The following is a 26,172-nucleotide window of genomic DNA, read 5'->3' on the forward strand; positions in this document are numbered from 1 at the left end:
CGCCGCCGGGCGCCGTCCCGGGGCCGACCCTAGACCGTGTGCTGCCCCGGTCGTCCGGTCGCGGTCCACGGCTACGCCAGACGTCGGACCGCCGGTTCCCTCAGTGTGCGGACCGTTGTCGGGGTGAGGTCCGGGGGAGTTCGGGGTACAGGTGCTCGCAGGCGCCGTCGATGATCATAAATTCTCTACAGTGCTGTAGATTCGCGGCACGGGCGGTGGCAGAACGAGGAGGACGCGATGAGCGTTTCGCTGGCCAAGGGACAGAAGATCAGCCTGGAGAAGCCGGGAGGTGGGCAGCTGAGCGTGGTCCGGATGGGCCTCGGCTGGAAGGCCGTGCAGCGCAAGGGCTTCATGGCCAAGCTGCTCGCGGCCGGACGGGAGATCGACCTGGACGCGTCGGCGGTGCTGTTCGCCCAGGGGCGCCCGGTGGACGTGGTCTTCTTCCAGCACCTCAACAGCGACGACGGCTCGGTCCGGCACAGCGGGGACAACCTGGTCGGCGGCTCGGGCGACGCGACCGACGACGAGTCGATCACGGTCGACCTGACCGGCGTCGCGGCCGAGGTCGACCAGATCCTCTTCACGGTCAACTCCTTCACGGGGCAGACCTTCCAGGAGGTCGAGGCGGCCTTCTGCCGGCTCGTGGACGAGACCACCGGCGTCGAGCTGGCGCGCTACACGCTCACCGGCGGCGGCCCGTACACCGCCCAGATCATGGCCAAGGTGCAGCGCACGGCGACCGGTTGGCAGATGGCCGCGATCGGCCAGCCGGCCAGTGGGCGGACCTTCCAGGACCTGATGCCGGAGCTGGTCAAGCACCTCTGATTCCCCGTCCGGTTCGAGTCTCTGACCCGGCGCGACGAGATCATGCTGTGCTGGATCCGGGTGCTGCGCCAGGGCGAGGCCACCGTCGGCGTCGGCGCCGTGGCGGGGGCTACTGGGCCGCCGGCGCGAGCACCGCGCGGCCATGCGCGGTAGAGGTCCGCAGGCTGCGCGGAGGGAACGCGTCGTCGACGCCTCCGGGCGGTCGGGCCGGACGGCGCCAGGAGGCGTGACGAGGGGTGGGGCGAGCGGTGGGGCGCGGCTCCCGGTGCGGGAACCGCGCCCCTGGGCTCACTTCGTCGGGGCGGCCGACGGCGAGAACGCCGCGCTGGGCGTGGTGCCGGGTGCGCCGCTCGGGGTGGTGGCCGCGCTCGGGGTGGTGGTGGCCGTCGGGGTGGGGCAGCCCGGGAGCGGCGTCGCCGTCGGGGTGCCGGTGGGCGTGGCGGCCGGGGACGGGGAGCCCGTCGGGGTGGGTGTGCCGGTGGGCGTGGCCGTCGGGTCCGGGCAGGTGGTGGGCGTACCGGTCGGGGTGCCCGTCGGGGTCGCCGTCGGGGTCGCCGTCGGGGAGGTGCCGCCGCTCGGGGTGGTCGTCGGCGTCGCGGACGGTGAGGTCGAACCGCCGGGCGTGGGCGAGGCGGTGGGGCTCGGGGTCGTCGTCGGCCGGGCGCTCGGTGACTGGTCCGGAGTCGGGGTGACCGGGGTGGTCGGCTGCGGCTCCGTGGTGGGCGTGCCGCCGGTGCCCGCACCCGAACCGCCGGCCGGCGGGGCCGGGAGGTACGGCGTGGTCGGCGAGGTGGGCGGGACCGGGGAGCCGGGACGGTTCGGGACGGTGGTCACCGTGCCGCTGCCGAAGTGCGCCATCCAGTTGCGCACCGTCCGCAGGTACTCGCCCGAGTTGTTGTAGCTGAGCACCGCCCGGTCGAGCTGGGCCGGGTCGGCGAGGTCGCGGCCGCCCGCGCACAGGTAGCGGCCGGCGCTCTCGGTGGCGTCGAAGACGTTGTTCGGGTCGGCCTTGCCGTCGCTGTTGGCGTCCACGCCCCAGGAGGCCCAGGTGGACGGGATGAACTGCATCGGCCCGACGGCGCGGTCCCAACGGGCGTCGCCGTCGTAGCGGCCGCCGTCGGTGTCGGATATCGCGGCGAAGCCGTTGCCGTCCAGGGCCGGGCCGAGGATCGGGGTGAGGGTCGTGCCCGTGGCGTCCACCTGGCCGCCGTTGGCCTGGCCGGACTCGACCTGGCCGATCGCGGCGAGCAGCTGCCAGGGCAGGTGGCAGCCCGGCGAGCGCTGCGCCAGCGCGGCCTCCGCCTGCCGGTAGGCGGCGAGCACGGTGGCGGGCAGCGCGGGCCCGGTGGCCGCGAACGGGCCGGCCGAGGGCAGGCCGGGCAGCGCGCCGGGCGGCTGCGGGAACTGGACGGTGCCGCCGCCGTCGGCCGGGACTCCGGTGCCGAAGGTGCCGGGGAGGTCGGTCGAGGGGCCGCCGGTGGGCAGGACGCGGCCGGTGCCCTGGCCCGCGGCGCCGTTCGCCGGGCCTGCGTCGGCGGCCGCGACCGGGGTGAGCCCGATGCCCGTCACCTGAGAGCCGGTCAGTGCGGCCAGTGCGGCGAAGGCCGCCGCCGTGCCCGTGAGCCGCTTGCCGATCCGGAGCTTGCGCCCGCCCCTGGCCGTGCCGATCCGCGCCGTCATCCGCTACCCCTCCCCGTCGCCGCCCGGACCCTCCCGGAACGGTTGAACTGCCGTCATCGTGCCCGTCCCACCGAGGGCTGGACCCACCACCGGGACGATTAGTATCACGACGATCTGACAGGGACAGGGTGACCGGGAGGCGGACCGGAGCTCGCCGAGGGGATGACCCGGCACTTCGGCGGGGGTGCGGCCGGGTTCGTGGAGTCCCGAGGCCTCCGCCGCCTGCTGCTTCCCCGACCGTGGCCGGCCACAACTGCCTTTCAGGTACGGAAAGTTGACCAAGAGGCCAACTGTGGTGGGACGGGCGCTCCCCAGCGCCGGACCGGCGGTTCGGAGCGCGGGGGTGGTGCGTGCGCGGTGTTCCGGGCCCCCGGCGCCGCCTGCGGCCCACCCTCCTGACCTGCCGAAACATCGGGCACCCCGGCCGGCGCCCTCTACCAGGGCGGGCGCCGGGACGCCAGGGGGTGGCCCCGAGTCCGCCCTGGACGGGTGACGTTCTGGTGAAAATGGGCATGCCAGGAATCACCGCCCGGCATGCTGTGCCGCGTGATGATGCGGATGGAGGGCCGGACCGTGAGCGCGAACCTGCCGGAGACCGTCGCCGAGGGAGCGGTCGTCCTGCCGGCTCCCCCTCGGGTGGTGGACGACCTGGCCCGTGACCTGACCCAGGCCGCCGCGGCCGTCCGGGCGGTGTCGCGCACCTGCCGCTCCGGCGGGGACGTCGCGGTCGCCGCCTACACCGCCGTGGTCTGCACCGCACGGTCGGCCGCCGGCGCCCTGGAGGAGGCCGCCGCCTGGTGCCGGCAGGCCCCCGAGGCCGAGGTGCACTCGCTGGCCTGGGCGCGGGTGCCGGGGCACCGGGAGGACGTCCACGAGTACCGCGTCACCATGGCCGTCAGCTTTCCCGACGGCGACACCGGCGAGCACCTCGGTGACACCCACCACGCCAGGCGCTGAAGTCGTATCATCACCCCCATGGTTGAGGGGGGTACGAACGAGATGGTGAACGGTCCGACCACCGATCCGGACGGCACGGGCACCGGGGAGCGGACCGACGGCCCGCAGGAGCTCTCGCGGGCCGCCGCCGTCCTGGTCACCGTGCTCGCGGCGGCGTTCGGGGCCGCGGTGCTGCTGGCGGTGTTCCACTGGCTGGGGTGGTCCGTGCCGTGGATCGGCTGGATCGTCGCCAAGGCCGGGATCAAGCTCGCCGTCGGCGGCTTCGCCGGGCTGGCCGTCGCTGCGGCCTGGCTCCGGGCCAGGCTCCGGGCGAGGCAGTGGAGTTGACCTCCTCGGTGGTCAACCACCCTGCGGGGAGGGGCAGACGAGGTCGCGCTCGGGTGCCTGGTCCGCCAGCAGGTAGCGCTCGACCACCTCGGTGACGCAGGAGTTGGAGCCTGGGTACTGGCCGTGGTCGCCGTTGCCGGTGACGGTGACCAGCCTGGAGCCGTGCAGCGCGCGGTGGGCGCCGAGCGCCGCCTCGTAGTAGGTCGCCGGATCGTGCACCGAGTTGAGCATCAGCGTCGTCGGCAGGTGGGCGCCGGTCACCTTGACCCTGGGCGCCGGGGCGGTCGGCCAGGCGGCGCAGACCGCGCTGAAGGCGAGCGTCCGGGCGCCGGCCAGCGGCCAGCGGGCGGTGTTCTCGGCGCCGCGCTCGATCCAGGTGTCCAGGTCCCTGGTCCACGGGGTGTCATTGCAGGTCACCGCGAAGTACTCGGCGAGGAACTCCGGGCTGAGGTAGCTGTCGAAGGCCTTCGCGGCCGCCGCGCGGGTGGCCGGATCCGCGGCCTGCCAGTTGTCGACGGTGGCCAGGATCCGGGCCAGGTCGGGGAAGTTGGACGCCCGGTAGATCGCCGACATGGCGAGGCTGTCCAGCTGGTTCGGGGCGATCGTCACCGAGCCCTCGACGATGGGTGAGTCGTGCAGCGCGGCGCGCCGCCGCTCCCAGTGGGCCCGTACCTGCTCCGGCGTGGCGCCCCAGTGGTAGGTGGCGTCCCGGGCCGCGAGCCAGGGCACGAAGTCCTCGTCGAAGCGGCGCTGGAAGCTCATCGGCTGGCCCAGCTCGTACCTCTCCCAGGTGCCGTCGAAGCCGATGTTGCTGTCCAGCACCATCCGTTCGACCCGGTGGGGGAAGAGCGTCCCGTAGTAGGCGCCGATCATCGAGGCGTAGGACGGGCCGTAGTAGCTGAGCCTGCGCTCGCCGAGCAGGCCGCGGAACAGGTCGATGTCGTGGGCGGTCTGCTCGGTGTTCAGATAGGGCAGCAGGTCGCCGCTGCGCTCCTGGCAACTCGCGGCCAGCTTCTTGGAGTTGGCGATCACCCGGTCGATCGCAGCGGGGGACCGGTCGCGGTAGTCGCCGGCCAGGAACTCCCGGAACTCCTCCTGGGTCTGGCAGACCGCCCGGGTGCTCTCGCCGACCCCGCGCTGGTCGAAGCCGACGATGTCGTACGCGGCGGCGACCGCCGGGGCGCCGGCGGCCAGATTGGCCGGGCGCAGCAGCCCGGTGCCGCCGGGGCCGCCGGCCGCCATCAGCAGGGTGCCCTTGCGCCGGGCCTGGTCGGTGGCGCGGTGCCGGGAGACGGCGATGGTCAGGTCCGCGCCGACGCCGGGGTGGTGCCAGTCGCGCGGGGCGGCCATGGTGGCGCAGTCCAGGGCGGGCTGCCGGTCGCAGGGCTGCCAGTCCAGGATCTGGCGGGTGTAGCGGGCGGGCGCCGGGTCGGCGTCGCCCGGGTCGCGGCCGGTGGCGGCGTCGGCGGTGGCGGGCGCGGCCAGGCCGGCCAGCACGGCGGCGGCGACGGCCAGGGCGGCGCGCCGGGCGCGGGGCGCGCGCCCGACGGCCGGGGTCCGCCGGGCCGACGTGCGGTCGGCCGAGGCGTGGTGGGCTGCGGTCTGCTGGGCTGCGGCGCTCTGGGCCGGGGGCGTGGTCGTGGTCGTGGTCACGGGCACGATCCTTTCCGAGCCCGGCCCGGTGATCGATCATGCCCACTGCCGTCTTCGGGGTGGTGCTGGGTACACCCCCGCCGGGGCGGGGGCCCAGGGCCTGTCCTCAGTAGCCGGCGGTGAAGCGGGCCCGGCGGTGGGCGGGCCGCTCGACCTCGTCGAGGAGCGCGACGGCGAGGTCCTCCATGGAGATCGCCGAGTTGCCCTCGGCGTCGACCAGCAGCTCGTCGCGGCCGGTCCGGAACCGGCCGGTGCGCACGCCCGGCTCCAGCAGCGCGGCCGGGCTCAGGTACGTCCAGTCGACGTCCGGGCCGGCGGCGCGGTACTGGTCGAGCTGCTCGCCGCAGGCCAGGGCGATCGGCCGGATCTCGTCGGGGAAGCCGGGGCTGTCGACCAGGACGGTCCCGTCGCCGCCCGGGACGAGGAGGCTGCCCGCGCCGCCGACGGCCAGCAGCCGCACACCGGTGCCGGCGACCCCGGCGAGCAGGCCCTTGGTGGCGACGGCCAGTTCGTGCTCGCTGCCGGGCACCGGCCGGGTGGCGGTGACCACCACGTCCTGTCCGGCCGCGATCCGGGCGACGTCTTCGGGGTCGCGGGCGTCGCCGACGACCACGGCGACGGTGGACGGCAGGCCGTGCGGCTTCGCCGGGTTCCGGACGACGGCGGTGACCTGGTGGCCGCGGGCCACGGCCTCGGCCACGACCCGGCTGCCGACGTTGCCGGTGGCGCCGAACACGGTGATGCGCATGGGGTACTCCCTGAAGGTGGTGGAGACGGTGTGGTGGGACGGGGTCAGACGTTCTCGCGGACGGACCGCGCGGTGGCCGTCGGATCGGCCTCGGGCGCCGCTCCGGCTTCGGCCTCGGGCGCCGCTCCGGCTTCGGCCTCGGGCGCCGACTGCGGTGCGGTGCGCGGCCGTTGGGTCTGGGCGGCGACCAACGAGCCGAGCACGACCAGTGCGCCGAACGCCTGGAGCGGGCTGAGGTCCTGGCCGAGCGCCAGCCAGCCGAGCAGGGTGGCGACCACGGGGCTGAGCAGGGAGAGGAAGGAGACCGAGGTCGGCGGCAGCTCGCGCAGCCCCCGGAACCAGAGCGCGTAGGTGACGGCCGCGCCGATCAGGCAGAGGTAGGTGTAGCCCAGCACGTTGGCGAGGGTGTAGTGGGACGGCGGTGCGCCCTCGCCGAGCAGCGTGACCGGGACCAGCAGCAGTCCGCCGGCGGTGAGCTGCCAGCCGGTGGTGGCGAGCATCGGCGCGGGGGAGACCCAGCGCTTGGAGAGCACGATGCCGACGGCCATCACCACGGCGCCGCCGAGCGCGGCGAGCACCCCGACCGCGTCCAGCTCGGCGTTGGCCCGCAGCACCAGCAGGCTGACGCCCGCGACGCCCGCGATGCCGGACAGCACGGTGCGCAGGGTGAGCCGGTCGCCGAGGACGAGGGCCGAGAGCCCGGCGGTGACCAGCGGCCCGACGGCGCCGACGGTGGCCGCGATGCCGCCGGGCAGACGGTAGGCGGCGATGAAGAGCAGCGCCTGGAACACCCCGATGTTGAGTGCGCCGAGGACCAGCGAGCGCCACCACCAACTGCCCTGCGGCAGACGGCGGGTGAGCGCGATCAGGAGCAGCCCGGCGGGCAGGCAGCGGATGACGGCGGCGAGCAGCGGGCGGCCGGGCGGCAGCAACTCGGTGGTGACCAGGTAGGTCGTGCCCCAGACCGCCGGGGCGAGGGCCGTCAGCAGGACGAGGGCGAGGCGATTTCTTAGCACTAAGGCAATGTATCTCAGCGCTAAGGCATTCTTCACCGGATCAGCGGAGTGATGTGGCCCACAGTTACCTCATCGCTAAGGGATCCGATCGGGATCGCCTACCCTGAACCCGTGGCAGATCACGTGGACCGCATCGTCGCGCAGTGGGGCGCCGAGCGCCCCGACCTGGACGTCTCCCCGATGGAGGTGTTCGGTCGGCTCAAGCGCCTCTACCGGCTGGTGGACGCGGCGCTCAACCGCACCTTCGCCGAGCACGGCCTGGACGCCGCCTCCTTCGACGTCCTCGCCACCCTCAAGCGCAGCGGCCCGCCCTACCGGCTCACCCCCACCGGTCTGATGCGGTCCGCGATGGTTACCTCCGGCGCCATCACCCAGCGCCTGGACCGGCTGGAGGCCCGCGGCCTGGTCACCCGCACCCGCAGTGACCAGGACGGCCGCAGCCGCGAGGTCGTCCTCACCCCCGAGGGCCACGCCCTGATCGACCGGGCGCTGCCCGACCACCTCGCCACCGAGACCCGCATGCTGGCGGGCCTCGACGAGGCGCAGCGGACCGCGCTCGTCGAGGTGATGCGCACCCTGCTGGTGGACCTCGGGGACAGTCCGGAGTAGCCCGGCCCGCCGGGCGGTGCGGCCCGCGGGCGCGGTCGAGACCCCCGTCCACGACCCCGTCCACGACCCCGCCCACGATCCCGTCCGCCGGCCCCGGCCCTGCTGCCGCCGCTTCCGCGGCCCGTCCGGGACCGGCTCGCGCTACGGCCTGACCGCCACCGCCTTGAAGAAGGTGTAGTGGAACGTCCCGCCCGGCTCGGCCGCGCGGCGCAGCTCCGTGATGCCCCGGTCGAAGTCCTCCGGGGCGGTCAGCCCGGCGGCCAGCGCCTCCGCCCGGACGGCCTCGACCATCGCGACGAAGGTCCGCCGGGTGAAGCCCTCCACCAGGGCCGGGCGGGCGTCGTCGGCGTAGACCGTGCGCGGGCGGACCGCCACCCGGGCGAAGCCGGCCTCCGTCAGCAGCGGGTGGAGGCGGCGGCCGAGCAGGCCGTCCCCGCCCGCCCGGGCCTGCAACCGGACCAGGTGGTCGACGGCGCGGCGGGCCGCCGGGGTCTCCGGGTGGAAGAACGCCGAGCCGTGGTCGCCCTCGATCACCGTGATCGTCCCGCCCGGCCGCAGCACCCGGCGCAGCGCCGCCAGCCCGGCCGCCGGATCGGGCAGGTGCTCCAGTACGAAGCACAGGAAGACGTGGTCGAAGGAGCCGTCCGGGAACGGTAGTCGGTGCAGGTCGCCGTGGTGCCAGGTGACGTCCGCGGCGGGCGCCTGCGCGGCCACCCGGGCGCGGGCCTGGGCCAGCGACGGCGCCGAGAGGTCCGCCGCCGTCAGCCGCACGCCCGGGCTGGCGGCCAGCAGGTGCACGGTCTGCGCCCCCACCCCGCAGCCGGCCTCCAGCACCCGGCTGCCCGCCGGGTACGCCGTGCCCGCGTGCAGCAGCTCGGCGAGGGTGTCGGCCTGGTCGCCGAGGCGTCGCGCCTCGGTGTCCGAGTAGCCGTGGACGTAGTCGTCGCGGTGGATCGGTTCCGCCGCTTCCGTGCTCGTGGGCGTCTCTGTGGTCATGGCCCCACCCTCGCCGCCAGTATGGTCCGGTGAACAGGTCCAAAGCAGGGGCATCAGACCGGTCCAAAGAGCGATCCGACGAGCAGCCCGCAGGGCGATCCGAAGGGTGGGCCGACGAGCGGCCCGTGGAGAGCGGCGCCGACTTCCTCCAGCTCGACACCGTCGACGCCCCGCCCGGCGGCCTCACCGACTGGCTCGCCCGCCGGCTGCGCGAGGCCGTCGCCGACGGACGGCTGCCGGTCGGCGCCAGGCTGCCCGCCAGCCGGGTGCTGGCGGCCGAACTCGGCGTCTCCCGCGGGGTGGTGACCGACGCCTACCAACGCCTCGCCGAGGAGGGCCAGGTGGCGGGCCGCGGGCGGGGCGGCACGGTCGTGGTCGCGGCCCCCGCCGTCCCCGAGGAGACGCCGGTCGCGGACGCCCCCCGCCCGGCACCCGCGCTGTTCCCGGACGACCCCGACCCCGAGGTGTTCGACCTGCTGCGCGGCACCCCCGCCCGGATCGACCTCACCCCCGGCGTGCCCGACCTCGCCGCCTTCCCCCGCGCGGCCTGGCTGCGCGCCGAACGCGCCGTCCTCGACGGCCTCGCCGCGTCGGACCTCGGCTACGGGGACGTGCGCGGCACCCCGGCCCTGCGCCGGGCCGTCGCCCACTGGCTGGCCCGCAACCGGGGCATCCGCGCCGACCCGGACGAGGTGCTGATCGTCGCCGGTACGGCCCAGGCCCTCGCCCTGCTCGGCCGCGCCCTCGGGCAGGCGGGCATCCGCGAGGTCGCGGTCGAGGACCCGGGCTCGCTCGGTGCCCGCCAGCACCTCGCCCACTGGCTCGCCGCCACCCCGCCCGTGCCGGTCGACGCCGAGGGCATCCGGGTGGACGCACTGCGCGCCACCGGCGCCCCGGCCGTCCTGCTCACCCCCGCCCACCAGTACCCGACCGGCGTGGTGCTCGGCGGCGACCGGCGGCGCGAACTGCTGCGCTGGGCGGGCGCGGGCGGCCTGGTCGTCGAGGACGACTACGACGCCGAGCACCGCTACGACCGTCCGCCCGTCCCGGCCCTGCGCGCCGCCCTGCCGGACCGGGTCTGCTACGCGGGCAGCGTCTCCAAGCTGCTCGCGCCCGCGCTGCGCACCGGCTGGCTGCTCGTCCCGGCCCGGCTGCGGCCCGCCGTCCTGGACGCCAAGCGCTTCGCCGACCTCGGCAACCCGGTGCTGCCCCAACTGGTCCTCGCCCGGCTGATGGAGTCCGGCGACCTCGACCGCCACCTGCGGCTGCTGCGCCGGCGCCACCGCCGCCGCCGGGACGCCATGATCGCCGCCATCCGCACCCACCTGCCGGACGCCACCGTGCACGGGGCGGCGGCGGGCCTCCACCTGATGCTGACGCTCCCGGAGGAACCCGGCCGCACCGACACCGGGCTGGCCGCCGCCGCACTGGCGGAGGGGGTGAAGGTGCAGCCGCTGTCCTGGCACGCCCGGCTCCCGTACCCGCCCGGGCTGGTGCTCGGCTACGCGGCGGGCTCGGTGGCGGAGATCACCGAGGGGGTGGCGGTCCTGGGCCGGCTGGTCCGCCGCGCGTCCTCGTCCCGGTGACGCGGCGTCGGGACATCGGATGAATCCGGCGCGGGGGAGAGTGCCGGGCCGCCCCCACGGGTAGGTTGACATGCTGAAGTCAAAGGTCGACCCGGGAGGCGTGATGGCCCCGTTCCGAAGTATCGCCCAGCTCGGGGTGGTGCTGGCCGTCATGGGGGCCGCGCTCGGGCCGGTGCCGCTCGGCTCGCCCGCCCCGCCGAACGGTGCGTCGAGCGCCTCGGGCCCGGGTGTTTCGGGTGCTCCGACTGCGTCGGGCGCTACGGGCGCGCCGGAGGTTCCGGACGTTCCGGGCGCTCCGGACGGGAGGAGCGCGGCGATGGCCGGCCAGGAGCAGGAGGACTCCCGGGAGCTCGCCGGGCGGCGGATCGTGCTGTCGTACCCCGGGCCGACACCGCCGGCCGGGGTACTCCGGACGCTCCGGGAGGGGCGGGCCGCCGGGGTGATCTTCTTCGGCGAGAACGTCACCGGCCCGGAGCAGTTCGCCCGGGCGGTCGCCGAGCTGCGGCAGGCCGCGGCCGAGGCGCCGCACCCGCGCACCCTGCTGCTGATGACGGACCAGGAGGGCGGCAGGATCCGCCGGCTGCCCGGTGCGCCCGAACTCTCCGCCCGCCGCGTCGGGTCGGCGGCGGACCCGGTCGGCGCGGCGGCCGAGTCCGGGGCCGGCGCCGCCCGGACCCTCGCCGACGCCGGGCTGAACCTCAACCTCGCCCCGGTGCTCGACGTCTACGACGAGCCGGACAACTTCATCGACCACTACGAGCGCTCCTACAGCCAGGACCCGGCCGAGGTGGCCGAGCTGGGCACCGCCTTCCTCACCACTCAGCAGGGCCTCGGCGTGGCCGCGACCGCCAAGCACTTCCCGGGCCTCGGCGCCGCACCCCGGGGCGAGAACACCGACGAGCGCCCGGTCACCCTGAACGTCCCGCTGTCGCAGCTCCGCGCCCGCGGCGAGGCCCCGTACCGGGCGGCCGTCGCGGCGGGCGTGCGGCTGGTGATGGCCTCCTGGGCGGTCTATCCCGCGCTGGACCCGGACCGCCCGGCCGGGTTCTCGCCCGCGATCATCCAGGGCGAGCTGCGCGGCCGGCTCGGCTTCCGCGGGGTGACCGTCACCGACGCCATGGAGGCCAAGGCGCTCGCCCCGTACGGCGGCACCGGCGACCGGGCGCTGGCCGCCGCCGGCGCCGGGATGGACCTGCTGCTCTGCTCCGCGCGCGACCCCCGGCAGGCGGAGGAGGCCACCGAGGCGCTGGCCGCCGCCCTGGACGACGGCCGCCTGGGCCGGCCGGAGTTCACCGACGCCGTCGCCCGGGTCGACGCCCTGCGCGGCTCGCTGGGCTGAGCCGACGACCCGGACTGTCGGTGCCGTCCGGCACAGTGCCGCCCATGGACACCGACGAATTCTGGGCCCTGATCGACTCCGCGCGCGCCGCCACCCGCCCGGACCGCCCCTTCCACCAGGTCCTGACCGACCGCCTGGCCGGTCTCGGCGCGCCCGGCATCGTGGCCTTCGAGGAGCGCTTCCAGCACCTGCACGAGCGGCTGTACCGCTGGGACGTCTGGGCGGCGGCCTACCTGATCGGCGGCGGGTGCTCGGACGACGGCTTCGTCGACTTCCGGGCCGGCCTGATGGCCCTGGGCCGGGAGTGGTACGACCGGGCGGTCGTCGACCCCGACGGCCTGGCGGACCACCCGGCGGCGGCCGACGATGAGGAGTCCTTCTGCTACGAGGAGGCCGGTTACGCGGCGTACTACGCCTACGCCCGCCTGCTGGGCGAGGACGCGAACCTCTACGAGGCCCTCGACCGTGCCCCCGAGGAGAGCGAGCCCGAGATGGGCGAGGACTTCGACTTCGACGACGACGCGGAGATGCACCGCCGCCTGCCCCGCCTCGCCGCGCTGATCCTCGGACCGGTCACCGGCTGAGCAAGCAGCGCGCGGTTCACCTGGGTTCGACCTGGGCGTTGCCGACAGGGGGCCGGAAGTTCAGCCGGTCGAGAGTGATTGCGCCATCGAAGGTCTGGTTTCGGTCGAGGGTTCGATTCAGAGGGTAGATCGCGGCCCTGGCACAGGAATCGCATGGCAGAGTTCCTGACGTGGCCCTGTGAAATGTCATATGTGCCACGCCACCTGTCACCAGTCCGTCCTCGTCCCCCGTCCAGGAGGAACCCCGTGAACCGGATCGCCCGGATCGCCACCGGCACCGTCGGTGCCGTCGCCCTGCTCTCGGCCCCCGTCCCCGCGTTCGCCGCGGCTCCGGCCGCCACCGCCACCGTCACCACCTGCGGCAGCTCCAGCCTCCAGGCGGGCCTGGCCACCTACGCCTGCGCCGACGTGACCGGTGGCAGCGTCGCGATCTTCGGGAAGATCGGCCTGGCCGGCCCGCCGTCCCCCGGCAGCCCCTGGCCGCCGGCGCCGAAGGAGCTGGTCACCCACCTGTCTGCCGACGTGGCCGGCGGGACCTCGCTCGGCGCCGTGAGCGGGCGCACCGTGTTCCAGGTGTCCACCGTGCGGGTCGACGGCATCTCGGCCACCGTGCCGTGCGGATCCACCGTGCACGTGTCCTTCGTGGTCGAGGGCTTCTGGAGCGGCCAGGTGCCGGCCACGGCGGATGTGCCTGTAGTCTGCTGACGTCTCGTCATCATGACTGCCGAGCCCGGGAGTTGGCAGCATCCCGGGCTCGGCGTTCGCATGCCCCGGCACGGTCGGGGCCGAACGGCGGACCGCCCGGCCGGGCGACGGCCGAGGGGCGGCGCACTGTGACGACTTGAAGAAATCTTCATCTGTCGCGATGATGCCTACCGGCCGCGGCATCGATTCCTGCCCGGCCGGACGACCACCGAGCCGGAACCGAGGGAGAGCACGGGCGATGCCGGTACCGCTGTACCAGGCCAAGGCGGAGTTCTTCCGCACTCTCGGCCACCCTGTCCGGATCCGGGTCCTGGAGCTGCTCCAGGACGGCCCCCGGCCGGTGCGCGAGCTGCTGGCGGAGATCGAGGTCGAGCCGTCCAACCTCTCCCAGCAGCTCGCGGTGCTGCGCCGCACCCAGCTGGTCACGGCGACCCGTGAGGGCAACACCGTGGTGTACGCGCTCAGCACGCCGGACGTCGCCGACCTGCTGCGCGCGGCCCGCCGGATCCTGACCGAGCTGATCACCGACCAGGGCGCGCTGCTCACCGAGCTGCGCGCCTCCGGCGGTCGGACCCGCTGAGCCACGCCCGGTCCGTCCGCCAGATCCGAGGAGAAGCACCACCATGAGCGACAGCACCAGCGGGGACAGCACGAACGAGGAGAAGCGGCGCCGCAAGGCGATGCTGATCCGCGCGGGCATCTACATCTTCGCCACGCACCTGTTCGCCGGTTTCGTGCTGCTGCTGTTCGCGCTCGGCGACCGGAAGTAGCGGGCCGGGGGCGGGCCGCTCACCCGCGCTGCTCACGGCGGCTGCTCACCGGCGCTGCTCATCGGGGTCCTCACCGGCGCCGCGTGCCGTTCGGCACCAGGTAGCGGTCGCTGGTGCTGGTCCAGGCCTGCACCCCGGCGACCAGCTCCCGGGTGCCGTCCAGGTACCAGCGCCCGGCCGGGTGGCGGTGCAGCAGCTCGCGGCGCAGTTCCTCGCTCTCCTGCCGCAGCCGTGCGACCCGGGCGCGCACCGCGTGGACCGCCCGCAGCCGGGTGCAGCCGTGGACCCGCTGGAGGGTGAGCACGGTGTTGAACGCGGCCCCGGCCTGCCGTTCCTCGCGCTTCAGCGAGTAGAGGTCGTTGATCAGTGTGGCGGCGTCGGCGGTGTTGGCGCGCAGCCGGTGCAGCGCGGGCTCCGCGTGCAGCGCGGCCGGGGCGTCGGCGCCGTGGACCCGTTCCAGTATGTTCATGAACGGGTACAGGCAACTGCCGTGCCGGCGCAGCAGCATGGTGTCCGTCAGGTCGAGGCCGAGGGCGGGGACGGTGCCGCGGGCGCGGTGGTCGGCCTCGGCGGGGAAGGTGGCCAGGCAGGCCCGCCACTCCCGGGCCGCCCGGGCGCGCCACTCGGGGGACATCGACGCGGTCTGCCGGTTCCACAACTCGCGCCAGGCGAGCAGGAGTCGGCTCTCGGAGTGGCTGCCGCCCGGAGATCCGTCGAGGACCGCGACCAGTGGGTCGACCAGGGCGTGGGCCTCCCCGGGGTGGCGACCGGGTGGGCCGTCGAAGCGGTCGTCCAGGATGGTGAACCAGCCCAGCACGTCCACCAGGAGGTCGAGGTCGGCGCCCCGCGCGCGGGGGAAGGCGTGGCCGATCAGCTCGTGCAGTGCGTAGGCCCGGTAGCGGGGCAGTTCCGACGGGGTGAGCAGGCCGCGGCGGACCACCCAGTCGGCGTGCCGGTCGGCGGCGAGCCGCAGGTCCTCGCGCGGCCGGGGGCCCGCCGGCCCGGTGGGGGCCGTGGCGGCGGCGCGGGCGGTCGCGGGGGTGCTCGGGTGGGTGGCGCCGGTGAACGGGCACCGGCCCGGCGTCGGCGCGCTGGGCGAGGAGGGCGTGCTGAGCGAGGCGGGCGCCGCGCCCCTGGGTGAGGAGGCGGAATCGCCCTCGGGGGAGGCCGCCGAGGCGCCCCCGCGCGGGGAGCGCGCGCCGCGCGGCGCGAGCCGTACCCGCAGGCCCTGTGCCTGGACCGTCGTCCACACCACCTCGCGGGCCCTGGCGCCCGGCACCGCCACCGGCCGCCAGCGGCGCAGGATCGCCGCGGCCGCGACGGTCAGCTCCGCCCAGGCGAAGGCCTCGCCGATGCACTTGTGCTTGCCCGCCCCGAACGGCAGGAAGGACGGCCGTCCGGTGCCGCCGCCGTCCTGCCAGCGCTCGGGCCGGAAGCTCATCGGCTCCGGGTAGCGCACCGGGTCGCGGTGCAGCGCGGTGAGGCTGTACAGCAGCTCGGTGCCGGCCGGGACGCGGTACGGGCCGAGCTCGACGGGCACCTGGGCGGTGCGCATCAGGAAGGCGTTCGGCGCGTGCAGCCGCACCACCTCCTGGGTCACGCTGCGGGTGTACGTGAGCCGGGCCAGCGCCTCGGGGGTGGGGACGCTGCCCGCGGGCAGGTGCTCGTCCAGCTCGGCGAGGATCCGGGCCTCCGCCTCGGGGTGGCGCAGCAGCTCGTCCAGCAGCCAGGTGAGGGTGGTCGAGACGGTCTCGGTGCCCGCGCCGAACATGGTGATCGCCTCGGACCGCACGTCGGCCTCGGTGAGCGGGCAGCCGGTGGCCGGGTCGGTCGCGGCGCGCAGCAGGGCGGGCAGGGTGCGCCGTCCGGCCCCGGCGCCCGAGGTGGCGGCACGGCCGTTGACGGCCTGGTCGACCACCCGGTTGAGCACCCGTACGGCGTCGTCGAAGCGCCGGTTGACGGGCAGCGGCAGCCGGGCGAGCGCCGGGTTCGGGTAGAGGGACTGGACGATCTGGCCCTTCACCAGGTCCGGCAGCGCCCGGTGGAAGGCGACGGTGGCGTCCTCGCTGAGCCGGGCGTCGAACAGCGAGCGGGTCACGATCTCCAGTGCCAGGTGGTTCATCTCCTTGGCCACGTCGAGGACCTGGCCGGGGCGCCACCGCGCGGCCCGCTCCTCGGTGACCTGCTGCATCACGGTCAGGTACTCGCCCATCCGGTCCGGTCCGAAGGCCGGCTGGATGATCCGGCGGCGGTCGCGGTGGGCCTGCCCCTCGGACATCAGCAGGCCGTCGCCGAAGGCCGTCCGGAGCGTGTCCTGGACGGCGCCGCGCGGGCAGTCGTGGGCCAGTGCGACGAGCAGGGTGTGGACCAGCCGGGCGTCGGTGACCACGCAGACGGTGCGTGGTCCGAGCCGGATCCGGACCACCCCGCCGTGGCGGGCGAGCGAGCCGAGGAAGCCGAGCGGGTCGCGCAGCAGGGCACCGGCGTGCCCGAGGCCGGGCAGGGCTCCGGGGGCCAGCGGGGGCACGGCGGCGCGGGCCAGCGGGGACGGACCGGGTGCGGTTCTCGGGGGGACGATCAGCTTCCGGGTTTCGGTCAGCAGGGACATGACACTACCTCTCACCAGAGTGGCCGGTGCGGGCGATGCCGGGTGGCAGCGGCGGGTCGGCCCGGGGACGGGGGACCGCCCAGCGCGGGCCCCGCGCGCGCCCCCGGCGGGAGGGCGCACGTTTGGCAAACGCGCCGGTTTCCCGAGCGTTGCGCCGAACGTGCGTGGATCACTCCAACGGCCGAGTGGATCGACCCTTTCGTGAGTGCTCGAAACCCCGTGTTGACCTGCGTGGATGTGTCCGTCCGGGTGGCGCCCGACCGGCCCTTGGGGCAGGGCCTTTGGACCCTCGCCGTACGGCCGTGCGAGGGACAGCATGGTGGCGGAGAAGGAGGAACCTGATGACCCGTCTGCGCCACCGGCCGGCCCTCGACCTCCGGGTGGAGATCCGCGGCGAGCTGCCGCGCGCGGAGGCCGAGTACGCCCGGGCCCGGGCGCTGGCCACCGCCGCGGCGCTCGGCCCCGACGCCCGCGCGCTGCGACTGCGGCTGACCCGCTCGCGGAACCGGTCGGTGACCAGGCCCGCGCTGGCCCGGGCGGACGTCGAACTGGCCGGGTTCGGGCCGGTCCGGGTGCAACTGGCCACCGGCAGCGCCCGGGAATCCGTCGACCTGGTCCTCGGCACGCTGGCCGGGAGGGCCGTCCGGCTGCGCGAGCAGGGCGACATCGGCTTCGCCGCCTCGTACGAGAGCGCCTACCGCCCGCAGTTCGCCGACCGTCCGCTCGCCCAGCGGCGGATCGCCCGGCACAAGGCGGTGGTGCCCGCCCGCCGCACCTTCGAGCAGGCGGTGCTCGAACTGCTCGCCCTCGACCGGCGGTTCCACCTCTTCGCGGACGCCGCGACCGGGCGGGACGGCTTGGTCCACCGCTGCTCGCCGGACGGCACGGTGGAGCTGTGCGCCGCGGGCACCGGCGCGATGCCGACGCTCGACCTCGCCGAGGCGGCCCGCCGGCTCTGGCTCACTGGCCGCCCGTTCGTCGGCTGGACCGATCCCGGCGACCACCGGGCGCGGGTGCTCTACCGCCGGTTCGACGGCCACTACGGCCTGATGGTGCCGGTATCGGACGGCCGGATCGGGGCAGGAACCCCCTCGGCACAGGACTGACACCGCGACGCGACCACCACACCACGAACTCTCCACGACAGGGGCCGGAACCATGGACTGCGACGAGGTCATGCTGACCGTCCGGATCACCGCCGCCGAGCGCGCGCTGCTGCGCGAACTCGCCCGCGGGCACGGCGGCGACGTCTCCGACGTGGCGGTGGACGGGCTGCTGGAGGTCATCCCCGCGCTGCATGACGACGCCTGCGTCCTGCCGCTGCTGCGCGTGCTGGCCAGACCGGCGCCCTTCGCGCTCACCCTCTGGCTGCCCGCCCCGGTCGCGGACCTGCTGCCGCTGCTCGGTGAGCGGCTCGTGCGGACCGGCGGTCCCGCGGCCGGGCCGGCCAGTGCCGCGCTCTCGGCGGCCCTGCGGCTGTGGCTCGCCGGGGACCGGGTCGCCCTGGCAGCCGGGCTGGCGCGGCTGCACGGGGGCTGCGGCGCGGGCGTGGTGACGGTGGCGGGGCCCGGAGCGCGCCCGGCGGCCGCCCGGGCGGAGTCGGTGAAGCTCGCGGCCTGATCCTCCGGCATAGTCTGACGGTCCGTCATATGCCGTGCCGTGATGGCATGTCCGGGACCGAAAGTCTCCTGGTCGGGGCACTGGTCAGCGCCCCTCGACCGGGTCTAGCATTCCGTCACGGCCGACGGAGTCACCTGCCCCGGGACTCCGGCCGGGTGGCCGCCACCACCCCTGCCGGGGAGCGCGCACCCCCCGATCGCGCTCCCCGGCTCCTCCCTGCCCGCAGCCGTTCCGCCGGCCTCGGCGGGCCGCCCGCCCGTGCTCCCTGTGCCGCGGCCCGGTCGAACAGCCGGGGGAATTCCGCAAGAGGTTTCTGTTATTCCCGGCCACCCCTCCCGCTCTCCGGAGTGTCGGAAGGCCCGAGCCCCCTCCACCACAGGGACACGGGCCGTCGCACGAGGAGAGGAACGCGATGGGACACCGGAGCAGCGGGCTTCGGCGGCGCAGGCGCCGCAGGCTCACCCGCAGGAGCGCCCTGGTGGCGGTGGCGGTGGCGGCCGGGCTGGTGGCCGGGACGCTCGGCATCCGCACCGCGCTGGAGCCGGCCGCCGTGCACGGCGCCGCCACGGCCGCGGACGCCGTGGCCGGCCGTACGGGCTCGCAGGCCGGGCTGGTCGAGGACGACGGGTCGGGGGAGACCGGCACCGCCGAGGGGGCCACTCGGGCGCCCGCCCCGAAGCGGGACGAGAAGGCCGCCCCGCTCACGGCGATACCCAAGGACCAGCCCGAACGCGGGCTGGTCTATGCGGGGTTGAGCCTGCCGAGCGGCGACCGCTGCGGCGGCACCCTGGAGGTCACCGGCAGCACCCAGTGCAGCCACGGGCCGGACGTGCCGCCCAAGGGCGTGGACATCCGCCAGGACGTCCCGCCGGTCGCGGCCCCGGCCGGCCAGGCACCCGCGCCCACTCCCGCCGCCGGTGCACAGGCGCCTGCCGCCGCCGACCTGTTGAAGGGCGCCCCGCCCGTCCTCGACGTCACACAGCGGGCCCTGCTGGACGGCACCGGTACCGGCACCGGCAGCGCCGCCGCCGACCCCGCACCGGCCGTGCCCGCCGGGACGAAGCTGGTCTGCGAGGGCGACGGCAGCGGCGGCAACCGGGTCCAGGTGGTGTATGTGCACGGCCCGGGCAACGACCGCTACGACCGGTACCTGCCCTCGTTCAAGAAGTGGGCCGCCGACGTCGACGTCATCTACAACGCCAGTGCCGCCGAGACCGGCGGGGAGCGGCACGTCCGCTTCGTCACCGAACCCGACTGCACGGCCTCGGTGTTGAACGTGCAGATCTCCGACGCCGAGATCCAGGACTTCAATGCGGGCAACCGCGCCCTGGCCGCACAGGGGTTCAACCGCAAGGACCGCAAGTACATGATGTTCACCGACGCCAAGGTGTACTGCGGCATCGGAACCTTCGCCGGCGACGAGCGCCCCGGCCAGGACAACCTCAGCAACTTCGGCCCCTCGTACGGCCGGACCGACGCCGGCTGCTGGGGCGGCAGTACCGCCGCGCACGAACTCGGGCACAACCTCGGTGCGGTGAACAACAGCTCGCCCAACTCCAGCAAGGCCGGGCACTGCACCGACGAGTGGGACGTCATGTGCTACTCGGACGCCCCGAACTACCCGCCGATGCGGACCGTCTGCCCGGACCGCGCCCAGGACGAACGGCTGGACTGCCACCACGACGACTACTACAACACCGTGCCCGCGCCCGGCAGTTACCTGGCGACCCACTGGAACGTCGCGAGCAACCGCTTCCTCATCGCCGGCGGCGGGAACGGCGGGAACGGCGGCGGCACCGGGCCGGGCCCGACGCCCACCCCCGGCGGCACGGCCACGCCGACCCGCACGCCCACGGCCTCCCCGACGCCCACCGGCGGCCCCACCGCCACCCCGACCGCCACGCCCACCGGCACCCCGTCGCCGACCGCGACCCCGACCCGGGGGAACGGCGGCCCCGAGGTGGCCGTCAGCCAGATCACGCCGAATTCCGTCGTCCTGAGCTGGCCGGCCGCACCCGCCGCCGCGGGCTACGACGTCCTGCTGAACGGCCAGGTGATCGGCACCGTCCGGACCACCGTGGTCCGCCTGGTCCACCTCGCGCCCGCCACCTCGTACACCGTGGCCGTCGCCGTCCGCGACGCCGCCGGAGCGGTGGGCCGGCCGGGCGGCCCCGCCGCCTTCCGCACCGCCGCGGACCCCGGGCGCCCGCAGCCGGACGCGCGCTACACCCTGGTCAACGGTCTCACCGGCCAGGCCGCCGACCTGTGGGGCAGCTCGCTGAACGACGGCACGGTCGCCATCGCTTACCAGCGCACCGGCTACGCCAACCAGAAGTGGCGCTTCGAGGACGCCGGGAACGGCGCGGTGCGGATCAGGTCCGCGCGCTCCGACAAGTGCCTCCAGCCCGGCGGCGCGGCCGTCCCGGGCCAGTACGTCGCCCAGCAGCCGTGCTCCGACACGGCCGCGCAGAAGTGGCAACTCACCGCCGTCGGCGGCGGGTTCACCCTCACCGCGGACGGCGGCGCGCTGGTGCTCGGGATCGGCGAGCGGTGGTACTACGGCGGCCGGCTGCTGGAGCTGCAACAGCCGAACGGCGCGCCTTACCAGAACTGGTCGTTGTTGAAGACCTCGTGAGCGGTTCGGGGTAAGGCTGTTCCTGTGAGTCCGTGAAACCGGTCGGCCCGTACGCCGGCCGACCCTTCGACCCGAGCCGCCGATGCCCGCGGGCCCCAGGACCCGCGGGCCTCCAGGTCCGTCGCGTCGGGAACGGCCGCCGCCCACCCAGTGGCGGCCGTTCCCGGCGTCCCTGCCCCCACACCGCCCCGAGGACCCTCCCCCATGCGAACCCGCCCCCACCTCACCGCCCTCGCCCTCACCGCCGCGGCGCTGCTGTCGGCCGCCACACCCGCCGCCGCCCACGGCGACAGCGTCCGTCTGGACGTCACCGGCCAGCAGAACGGCCGCGTCAGCACCGTCGCCACCTGGGAGAACGACCACGACCCGGTGACCGGGGAGTTCGCCGGGACGCTCTCCGCGACCGCCGCCGACGGCCGAGCCGTCGGCCCCTGGCGGCTGGTCACCGTCCCCGGCCGGCCCGGGACGTACACCACCCGGGAGATCCTGCCCGTCGGGCACTGGCGGGTCACGGTGGACTGCGCCTTCCCCGCCCTCGGGCACGGCGAGCGCGAGCTCGACGTCGACACCGTCGTGATCGACGACCCGGTGCCCCAGGGGACGGCGGCCTCGCCGCCGCTCGAGACGCCGCGGTCCGTCGAGGTGACCCCCGCCCCGCTCCGCGACACCGCCGACGGGACGGGGACCACCGCCGCGCCCGTCGCCGCCCGGGCGGCCTCGTCCGGCCGCGCCCACGCGACCACCTCCGACGCCACCACCTGGGCGGCCATCGGCACCGCCGCGGCGGCCGTCGTCCTGGTCGCCACCGGGCTCTGGATGCGCCGCCACCGCGGCTGAGCCGTCCGGAACCGGCCGCCGGGTGCGCGGGAACGACCCCGGCGCGGAACCGGCCGGGTGCGAACCGACGTCCCTTCCGGTCACCGGGCGCCACCGGGCGCCCGGCCGATCGCGAGGGAGCAGCCGCGCATGAAGAAGGTCCTGATCACCGGTGGCGCGGGATTCATCGGCAGCACCGTGGCGTCCGCCCTGCTCGACCGGGGGATCACCCCGGTCGTGCTGGACGACCTCTCCCGGGGACGCGCCGAGTTCGTCGCGGACCGGGTCTTCTACCGGGGCGACATCGCCGACGCCGCCCTGCTCGACCGGATCTTCGCCGAACACCCCGACATCGACGCCACCGTCCACTGCGCCGCGAAGATCGTCGTACCGGAGTCGGTGGCCAAGCCGCTGTACTACTACCGGGAGAACGTCGCCAAGACCGTCGAACTGCTGGACGCCCTCCAGCGCCACGGCTGCACCCGGGTCGTCTTCAGCAGCTCGGCCTCGATCTACGCCCCCACCCCCGACGCCCGGGTGGACGAGAGCAGCCCGGTCGACGCCGGCAGCCCGTACGCGCGCACCAAGCAGATGATGGAGCAGGTCCTCCAGGACTGGACGCGGGGGGAGGGCGCCGAGCGGCAGCGCGTCATCGCCCTGCGCTACTTCAACCCGATCGGCGCCGACCCACAGCTGCGCACCGGCCTCCAGGACCTCCGCCCCACCCACGCGCTCGGCAAGCTGATCGAGGCGCACACCACCGGCACCCCGTTCACCGTGACCGGCACCGACTGGGCGACCCGCGACGGCTCCGGCATCCGCGACTACGTCCACGTCCAGGACCTCGCCGAGGCGCACGTCGCGGCGCTGCTCCGGTTCGACGAGGTGATCGCCCCGGGCGTGGCGGACCGCTACCGGGTGATCAACGTCGGCACCGGCGACGGGACCACCGTGCGGGAGCTGATCGCCGCCTTCGAACAGGCCGTCGGCACCAGCCTGGACGTCCGGGAGGCCGGACCGCGGCCCGGGGACGTGATCGGCTGCTACGCCGTCGTGGACACCACGCGGGACCTGCTCGGCTGGCAGCCGCGGCGCGGCATCGCGGAGGGGGTCGCCGACGCGCTGGCCTGGCGGCGGGTCTGGTCCGCCCGGATCGGCGTCAGCTGATCCGCCGGGCGGCGTCGGTTCACGGCTCCGCCGGACGGCGTCACTTCACGGCCTCGCCGGACTTCGACCAGTTGTCGCGCAGCCGGTCGAGGTAGGACTGCGCCTGGGAGCCGATCCTGACGCCCCGGGCGAAGGCCAGCATGTTGCCCGCGCCCGCGTTGTAGCCGAGCGCGACCAGCTCGTCCCGGCTGAGCGACACGCCCGGGCGCGCGGGCAGTTGCGCGGCGAGGTCGTGCAGGTGCCAGGCGGCCGCCTGGATCGCCAGGTTCCGGTCGTCCGGGAGCTCCTCCCACTGCCGGGAGGCGAAGGGGCGGCCGGGCCTGGTGTCGTCGAAGGCCGCCCGGTGCATGTTGGCGATCCCGAAGGAGGCGTCCGGCTTGCCGCGCTGCCAGGCGCGTTCGAGTTCGGGGTCGTGCGGCTTGTACGCCTCGTTGTAGAGGATCGCCATCAGCAGCTGCGGGTTGACCCCGGCCTCGGCGGCGTACTGGCGCACTGGCGCCGCGTAGTCGGCCGGGTCGTAGCGGCCCGAGGGCTTCGACGCCTTCGGCGGGTTCGACGGGTTCGCGGAGGAACCGGCCGAGGGCGCGGCGCCCGAGCCGGACGGGGCGGTGGCGGTCGGGGAGGGGCCGGCGGAGGCCGCGCCGTCGTGGCCGTTGCCGCGGACGAGGCCCAGTCCGGCCACCACCACGACGCCGATCACCAGCCAGCGTCCCGGACCGGACCCCTTCTTCTCCTCGCTCACCGCTGCCGCCCCTCCCCGTTCGCCCGTGCGCTCGTTCGACCGCCGTGCGGCTGATCGTCCCCTGCGGCAGGTTACTCGGCGGGCTTCCGGTCGCCGTCGAGGTTGCGCAGGAAGTCCTTCGCCTTCTCGACGCCGGTGTCGATCTGCCCGCTGTACTTGCCGTCCGTGCGGCCGTCGATCGCGTCGCCGACCTTGTCCAGGCCCTGCCCGATCACGTCGCCGTGCTCGCGGGCGAGGTCGGTGGCCTTGTCCGCGAGGTTCTTCAGACTCTCAAACATGGTGACGCTCTGCTCCTCTGATGCGTTCCTGATGGTGTGCCGACGTGGGCGGGGGATCACGAACCATCCTAACGACGGCCCACCGGGCGGTTCGTCGCTGCCGGGTGGCAGCGGATGACTTTGCTGAAATGGGTTGTATGCTCCAGCCCATCTTCTACAGCAATGTAGAGGTCGATCGAGGGAAGTGCGCATGGCCGGTCAGCGGGCGAGAACTCCGTACCAGGACGCGGGACCGCGCACCGAGGACCGCGCCCTGCCCATCCAGCGCTCCCGGGCGGCCGGCGGTGCCCCCGGGAACCCGGTCGGCATCCCCGGGAACGCCGCCGGTGCCCCGGCGGCGCCCCGGCAGGCCCGGGGGCCGCGCCCCGGAGCCGTCCGCCGCCACCAGCAGGCGCGCCGGCGCGGCGCGGCCGCGGCCGCGCTCTCGGCGGTCGGACTGCCGCTGCTCGGGGCGGTCGCGGACGAACTCGACGGGCCGGGCGTCGGCCTCCTCTTCACGGTGGGCTCGGTGCTCGGGACGGCGGCCGCGGCGCTGCTGTGCAGCCGCCCCGGCCGGTGGTGGGTGGTGACGGCCGCTCCGGTCGTGGTGCTGCTCACCGCCTCGGGCGTCGAGTACCTGGCGCACCCCGGGAAGTACCAGGGGAAGAACCTCGGCACCGGCGCCCTGCGCTGGGTGGTCGGGGCGTTCCCGGTGATGGCCGCCGCCGTGGCGGTGGCGCTCGCGGTGGTCGCGCTCCGCGCCGTACCGGCCCGCCGCCGGCGGGCGCCGGAGCGGCGACGAACCGGCAGGACGTCTGCCCCGGCCGGGAGGGGCCGCCGTGGCTGAGCGCGGCAGCAGCCGTACCGGCGGCCGCCGTCTGCGCGGCCGCGCCCCGCGCCCCGGCACCGACCCGCTGACCGTCGCCGGACGCACCCTGGCCTGCACCGTCTCGGCCGCCGTGCTCGGCGCCAGCGGCTTCACCTGGTACGAGTACCGCAGCCTGGACGACGGCATGACCAAGTCCAGCGCGCTGAGCGAGGCCAGGAAGAACGCCCCGCCGCACCTCGACAAGTCCGTCAACCTGCTGCTGATCGGCCTGGACAGCCGCAAGGACATGGACGGCAACGACCTGCCCAAGCAGTTCGTGGAGGCCGAACTCCACGCCGGCTCCAGCGGGATCGGCGGCTACAACACCAACGCCCTGATCGTGCTGCACATCCCGGCCAACGGCGGCAAGGTCACCGCGCTCTCCGTCCCGCGCGACGACTACGTGCAGACCGTCGGCGCGGACGGGAGGATGCACAAGATCAAGGAGGCGTACGGCATCGCGAAGGAGGCCGCCGAGCAGAAACTGGCGGGCAAAGGGCTCTCCAAGGCGGCGGTGGAACGGCGCAGCCGCGAGGCCGGCCGCTCGGCCACCATCCGGACCGTGCAGAGCCTCCTGGACGTCCCGATCGACCACTTCGCGGAGGTGAACCTGATCGGCTTCTACGACATCGCCAAGGCCGTCGAGCCGATCCAGGTCTGCCTCAACCACCCGGTGGACGACCCGATCATCGCCCGGACCGCCACCCACGAGGGCGGCGGCACCGGCCTCAGGCTCCCGGCCGGGATCAGCTCCCTCAACGCCGCCCAGGCGCTCTCCTTCGTCCGCCAGCGCCACCACCTCGCCAACGGCGACCTCGACCGCACCCACCGGCAGCAGGCCTTCCTCTCCTCCGTCGAGTACAAGCTCAAGCAGCAGGGCATCCTGAACGACCTCGGGCAGATGCAGAAGCTGTTCGCGGCGGTGAAGAAGGACGTGGTCATCGACAACGAGTGGAACATCCTCGACTTCGCCCAGCAGGCGCCCAACCTGACCGGCGGGAACGTGGAGTTCAACACCCTGCCGATCAGCGGCTTCAGAACGGTCGGCGGGCAGGAGGTCAACACCGTCAACCCGGACCTGATCCGGAAGATCGTCCGGCAGCTCTTCAACCACGAGCCCGTGCCGCCCGTGCCGCCCGCCACACCCGGCGACGCGTCGGGCGAACCGGCCCCGTCGCCCACCGCCACCCCGAGCGCGGCTGCCAGGGCGGTGGTGGTCGACGTCAACGCGGCCGCGGGCGCGGGCGCGGCGGCCGACGAGTCCAGGGCGCTGGCCGAACTCGGCTACCGGGCGGGCCGGATCGGCGACGCCCCGGCCAGGACCCGGGCCACCACGGTGGCGTACGGATCCGGGGCCAGGGCCGACGCGCAGCACCTCGCCGCCCGCTACGGGGTGAACGCCGTCTTCTCGACGGCCGTCCCCGCCGGCCGCATCCTGCTCACCCTGGCCGTCTCCCGCACCCCGAGCCCGACGGCAGTCCCGTCGGCGGCGGCGTCGACCTCGCCGTCGACCGCGTCTACCGCGTCGACCGCGGCGACCGTGGGCGACCCTTCCGCCGATCCGGCGGCGGGGCTGCCGATGCAGGGGCCGGCCGTGAAGGCGGGCGGGATCCCGTGCGTGGACTGATCCGCCGCGGCGCGCGGTGAAATTCGGGTGCGGCCGG

25 protein-coding genes are annotated in these 26,172 nt (G+C 75.0%); 17 read left to right on the forward strand and 8 right to left on the reverse strand.

All coding sequences use genetic code 11. The annotated features are described in order from the left end of the window. Positions 1–237 precede the first annotated feature (237 nt). Complete coding sequence (locus ACZ7RU_RS15100; protein WP_470341375.1) at positions 238–825, forward strand: TerD family protein; 588 nt, start codon at positions 238–240, stop codon at positions 823–825. A 288-nt stretch (positions 826–1,113) separates the two neighbouring features. On the opposite strand, the gene ACZ7RU_RS15105 is transcribed toward ACZ7RU_RS15100, so the two are convergent. Then, a complete protein-coding gene (locus ACZ7RU_RS15105) occupies positions 1,114–2,505 on the reverse strand; it encodes a lytic transglycosylase domain-containing protein (protein ID WP_470341376.1) in 1,392 nt (463 codons plus the stop codon). Positions 2,506–3,078: 573 nt separating this feature from the next. On the opposite strand from ACZ7RU_RS15105, the gene ACZ7RU_RS15110 reads away from it, so the two are divergent. Both ACZ7RU_RS15110 and ACZ7RU_RS15115 read left to right on the forward strand, forming a co-directional pair. Further along, on the forward strand, positions 3,079–3,462 hold the full coding sequence (locus ACZ7RU_RS15110; RefSeq protein WP_470341377.1) for a hypothetical protein: 384 nt from the start codon (positions 3,079–3,081) through the stop codon (positions 3,460–3,462). An 18-nt stretch (positions 3,463–3,480) separates the two neighbouring features. Then, complete coding sequence (locus ACZ7RU_RS15115) at positions 3,481–3,789, forward strand: hypothetical protein (protein WP_470341378.1); 309 nt, start codon at positions 3,481–3,483, stop codon at positions 3,787–3,789. A 12-nt stretch (positions 3,790–3,801) separates the two neighbouring features. Here the strand turns inward: ACZ7RU_RS15115 and ACZ7RU_RS15120 are convergent, their stop codons facing one another. The 3 genes from ACZ7RU_RS15120 to ACZ7RU_RS15130 form a co-directional block, all read right to left on the reverse strand. After that, the gene (locus tag ACZ7RU_RS15120; RefSeq protein WP_470341379.1) at positions 3,802–5,442 is read right to left on the reverse strand and encodes an alpha/beta hydrolase; all 1,641 of its coding nucleotides are present in this window, start codon (positions 5,440–5,442) and stop codon (positions 3,802–3,804) included. 106 nt (positions 5,443–5,548) lie between these two features. Continuing rightward, positions 5,549–6,190: an NAD(P)-dependent oxidoreductase gene (locus tag ACZ7RU_RS15125; protein ID WP_470341380.1), complete on the reverse strand. Its 642-nt coding sequence runs from the start codon at positions 6,188–6,190 to the stop codon at positions 5,549–5,551. Between the two features lie 44 nt (positions 6,191–6,234). Then, positions 6,235–7,206: an EamA family transporter gene (locus ACZ7RU_RS15130; RefSeq protein ID WP_470341381.1), complete on the reverse strand. Its 972-nt coding sequence runs from the start codon at positions 7,204–7,206 to the stop codon at positions 6,235–6,237. A 111-nt stretch (positions 7,207–7,317) separates the two neighbouring features. Here ACZ7RU_RS15130 and ACZ7RU_RS15135 point away from each other — a divergent pair, with 111 nt between their 5' ends. After that, a complete protein-coding gene (locus ACZ7RU_RS15135) occupies positions 7,318–7,815 on the forward strand; it encodes a MarR family winged helix-turn-helix transcriptional regulator (RefSeq protein ID WP_470341382.1) in 498 nt (165 codons plus the stop codon). A gap of 141 nt (positions 7,816–7,956) precedes the next feature. Here ACZ7RU_RS15135 and ACZ7RU_RS15140 read toward each other — a convergent pair whose 3' ends face one another. Further along, positions 7,957–8,811, reverse strand: coding sequence for a methyltransferase domain-containing protein (locus ACZ7RU_RS15140; RefSeq protein WP_470341383.1), 855 nt, complete (start codon positions 8,809–8,811; stop codon positions 7,957–7,959). Between the two features lie 125 nt (positions 8,812–8,936). On the opposite strand from ACZ7RU_RS15140, the gene pdxR reads away from it, so the two are divergent. The 6 genes from pdxR (at position 8,937) to ACZ7RU_RS15170 (ending at position 13,795) form a co-directional block, all read left to right on the forward strand. Beyond that, positions 8,937–10,397 (forward strand): MocR-like pyridoxine biosynthesis transcription factor PdxR, encoded by a 1,461-nt coding sequence (pdxR, locus tag ACZ7RU_RS15145; RefSeq protein WP_470341384.1) that lies wholly within the window; start codon positions 8,937–8,939, stop codon positions 10,395–10,397. A 316-nt stretch (positions 10,398–10,713) separates the two neighbouring features. After that, entirely contained in the window at positions 10,714–11,736 is a 1,023-nt protein-coding gene (locus ACZ7RU_RS15150) for a glycoside hydrolase family 3 N-terminal domain-containing protein (protein WP_470341385.1), read from the forward strand. Positions 11,737–11,780: 44 nt separating this feature from the next. Continuing rightward, positions 11,781–12,320 (forward strand): DUF4240 domain-containing protein, encoded by a 540-nt coding sequence (locus ACZ7RU_RS15155; RefSeq protein ID WP_470341386.1) that lies wholly within the window; start codon positions 11,781–11,783, stop codon positions 12,318–12,320. A 246-nt stretch (positions 12,321–12,566) separates the two neighbouring features. Next, positions 12,567–13,025 (forward strand): hypothetical protein, encoded by a 459-nt coding sequence (locus ACZ7RU_RS15160; RefSeq protein WP_470341387.1) that lies wholly within the window; start codon positions 12,567–12,569, stop codon positions 13,023–13,025. Between the two features lie 238 nt (positions 13,026–13,263). Further along, positions 13,264–13,605, forward strand: a complete 342-nt coding sequence (locus ACZ7RU_RS15165; protein ID WP_470341388.1) for an ArsR/SmtB family transcription factor — start codon at positions 13,264–13,266, stop codon at positions 13,603–13,605. Positions 13,606–13,648: 43 nt separating this feature from the next. Then, complete coding sequence (locus ACZ7RU_RS15170) at positions 13,649–13,795, forward strand: DUF6126 family protein (protein ID WP_470341389.1); 147 nt, start codon at positions 13,649–13,651, stop codon at positions 13,793–13,795. Positions 13,796–13,865: 70 nt separating this feature from the next. Here the strand turns inward: ACZ7RU_RS15170 and ACZ7RU_RS15175 are convergent, their stop codons facing one another. After that, positions 13,866–16,403, reverse strand: coding sequence for a cytochrome P450 (locus tag ACZ7RU_RS15175; protein WP_470341390.1), 2,538 nt, complete (start codon positions 16,401–16,403; stop codon positions 13,866–13,868). Positions 16,404–16,744: 341 nt separating this feature from the next. On the opposite strand from ACZ7RU_RS15175, the gene ACZ7RU_RS15180 reads away from it, so the two are divergent. The 5 genes from ACZ7RU_RS15180 (at position 16,745) to galE (ending at position 22,641) form a co-directional block, all read left to right on the forward strand. After that, complete coding sequence (locus ACZ7RU_RS15180) at positions 16,745–17,509, forward strand: sigma 54 modulation/S30EA ribosomal C-terminal domain-containing protein (RefSeq protein WP_470341391.1); 765 nt, start codon at positions 16,745–16,747, stop codon at positions 17,507–17,509. Positions 17,510–17,561: 52 nt separating this feature from the next. Further along, entirely contained in the window at positions 17,562–18,023 is a 462-nt protein-coding gene (locus tag ACZ7RU_RS15185; RefSeq protein WP_470341392.1) for a hypothetical protein, read from the forward strand. 412 nt (positions 18,024–18,435) lie between these two features. Then, positions 18,436–20,658, forward strand: a complete 2,223-nt coding sequence (locus tag ACZ7RU_RS15190; RefSeq protein ID WP_470341393.1) for an RICIN domain-containing protein — start codon at positions 18,436–18,438, stop codon at positions 20,656–20,658. A 204-nt stretch (positions 20,659–20,862) separates the two neighbouring features. Then, entirely contained in the window at positions 20,863–21,495 is a 633-nt protein-coding gene (locus ACZ7RU_RS15195; protein WP_470341394.1) for a hypothetical protein, read from the forward strand. 129 nt (positions 21,496–21,624) lie between these two features. After that, positions 21,625–22,641: a UDP-glucose 4-epimerase GalE gene (gene galE, locus ACZ7RU_RS15200; RefSeq protein WP_470341395.1), complete on the forward strand. Its 1,017-nt coding sequence runs from the start codon at positions 21,625–21,627 to the stop codon at positions 22,639–22,641. 40 nt (positions 22,642–22,681) lie between these two features. Here galE and ACZ7RU_RS15205 read toward each other — a convergent pair whose 3' ends face one another. Next, the gene (locus ACZ7RU_RS15205) at positions 22,682–23,383 is read right to left on the reverse strand and encodes a lytic transglycosylase domain-containing protein (protein WP_470341396.1); all 702 of its coding nucleotides are present in this window, start codon (positions 23,381–23,383) and stop codon (positions 22,682–22,684) included. Between the two features lie 71 nt (positions 23,384–23,454). After that, positions 23,455–23,661: an antitoxin gene (locus ACZ7RU_RS15210; protein ID WP_355258067.1), complete on the reverse strand. Its 207-nt coding sequence runs from the start codon at positions 23,659–23,661 to the stop codon at positions 23,455–23,457. Between the two features lie 190 nt (positions 23,662–23,851). Between ACZ7RU_RS15210 and ACZ7RU_RS15215 the strand changes: the two genes are divergently transcribed. Both ACZ7RU_RS15215 and ACZ7RU_RS15220 read left to right on the forward strand, forming a co-directional pair. Beyond that, positions 23,852–24,487 carry a DUF6542 domain-containing protein gene (locus ACZ7RU_RS15215; RefSeq protein WP_470341397.1) on the forward strand — a complete coding sequence of 212 codons (636 nt, stop codon included), beginning with the start codon at positions 23,852–23,854 and terminating at the stop codon, positions 24,485–24,487. Next, positions 24,480–26,135, forward strand: a complete 1,656-nt coding sequence (locus ACZ7RU_RS15220; RefSeq protein WP_470341398.1) for an LCP family protein — start codon at positions 24,480–24,482, stop codon at positions 26,133–26,135. Before ACZ7RU_RS15215 ends, ACZ7RU_RS15220 begins: the two co-directional genes overlap by 8 nt. The last annotated feature ends 37 nt before the right edge of the window (positions 26,136–26,172 follow it).

The organism is Kitasatospora sp. NPDC114501, assembly GCF_055633695.1.

Excerpts from the sequence above, each read along its gene's own strand:
- ACZ7RU_RS15100 (WP_470341375.1), top strand. The coding sequence starts at position 238 with ATGAGCGTTTCGCTGGCCAAGGGACAGAAGATCAGCCTGGAGAAGCCG.
- ACZ7RU_RS15105 (WP_470341376.1), bottom strand. The coding sequence starts at position 2,505 with ATGACGGCGCGGATCGGCACGGCCAGGGGCGGGCGCAAGCTCCGGATC.
- ACZ7RU_RS15115 (WP_470341378.1), top strand. The coding sequence starts at position 3,481 with ATGGTTGAGGGGGGTACGAACGAGATGGTGAACGGTCCGACCACCGAT.
- ACZ7RU_RS15125 (WP_470341380.1), bottom strand. The coding sequence starts at position 6,190 with ATGCGCATCACCGTGTTCGGCGCCACCGGCAACGTCGGCAGCCGGGTC.
- ACZ7RU_RS15140 (WP_470341383.1), bottom strand. The coding sequence starts at position 8,811 with ATGACCACAGAGACGCCCACGAGCACGGAAGCGGCGGAACCGATCCAC.
- ACZ7RU_RS15150 (WP_470341385.1), top strand. The coding sequence starts at position 10,714 with ATGGCCGGCCAGGAGCAGGAGGACTCCCGGGAGCTCGCCGGGCGGCGG.
- ACZ7RU_RS15155 (WP_470341386.1), top strand. The coding sequence starts at position 11,781 with ATGGACACCGACGAATTCTGGGCCCTGATCGACTCCGCGCGCGCCGCC.
- ACZ7RU_RS15165 (WP_470341388.1), top strand. The coding sequence starts at position 13,264 with ATGCCGGTACCGCTGTACCAGGCCAAGGCGGAGTTCTTCCGCACTCTC.
- ACZ7RU_RS15170 (WP_470341389.1), top strand. The coding sequence starts at position 13,649 with ATGAGCGACAGCACCAGCGGGGACAGCACGAACGAGGAGAAGCGGCGC.
- ACZ7RU_RS15175 (WP_470341390.1), bottom strand. The coding sequence starts at position 16,403 with ATGTCCCTGCTGACCGAAACCCGGAAGCTGATCGTCCCCCCGAGAACC.
- ACZ7RU_RS15180 (WP_470341391.1), top strand. The coding sequence starts at position 16,745 with ATGACCCGTCTGCGCCACCGGCCGGCCCTCGACCTCCGGGTGGAGATC.
- ACZ7RU_RS15185 (WP_470341392.1), top strand. The coding sequence starts at position 17,562 with ATGGACTGCGACGAGGTCATGCTGACCGTCCGGATCACCGCCGCCGAG.
- ACZ7RU_RS15190 (WP_470341393.1), top strand. The coding sequence starts at position 18,436 with ATGGGACACCGGAGCAGCGGGCTTCGGCGGCGCAGGCGCCGCAGGCTC.
- ACZ7RU_RS15195 (WP_470341394.1), top strand. The coding sequence starts at position 20,863 with ATGCGAACCCGCCCCCACCTCACCGCCCTCGCCCTCACCGCCGCGGCG.
- galE (WP_470341395.1), top strand. The coding sequence starts at position 21,625 with ATGAAGAAGGTCCTGATCACCGGTGGCGCGGGATTCATCGGCAGCACC.
- ACZ7RU_RS15210 (WP_355258067.1), bottom strand. The coding sequence starts at position 23,661 with ATGTTTGAGAGTCTGAAGAACCTCGCGGACAAGGCCACCGACCTCGCC.
- ACZ7RU_RS15215 (WP_470341397.1), top strand. The coding sequence starts at position 23,852 with ATGGCCGGTCAGCGGGCGAGAACTCCGTACCAGGACGCGGGACCGCGC.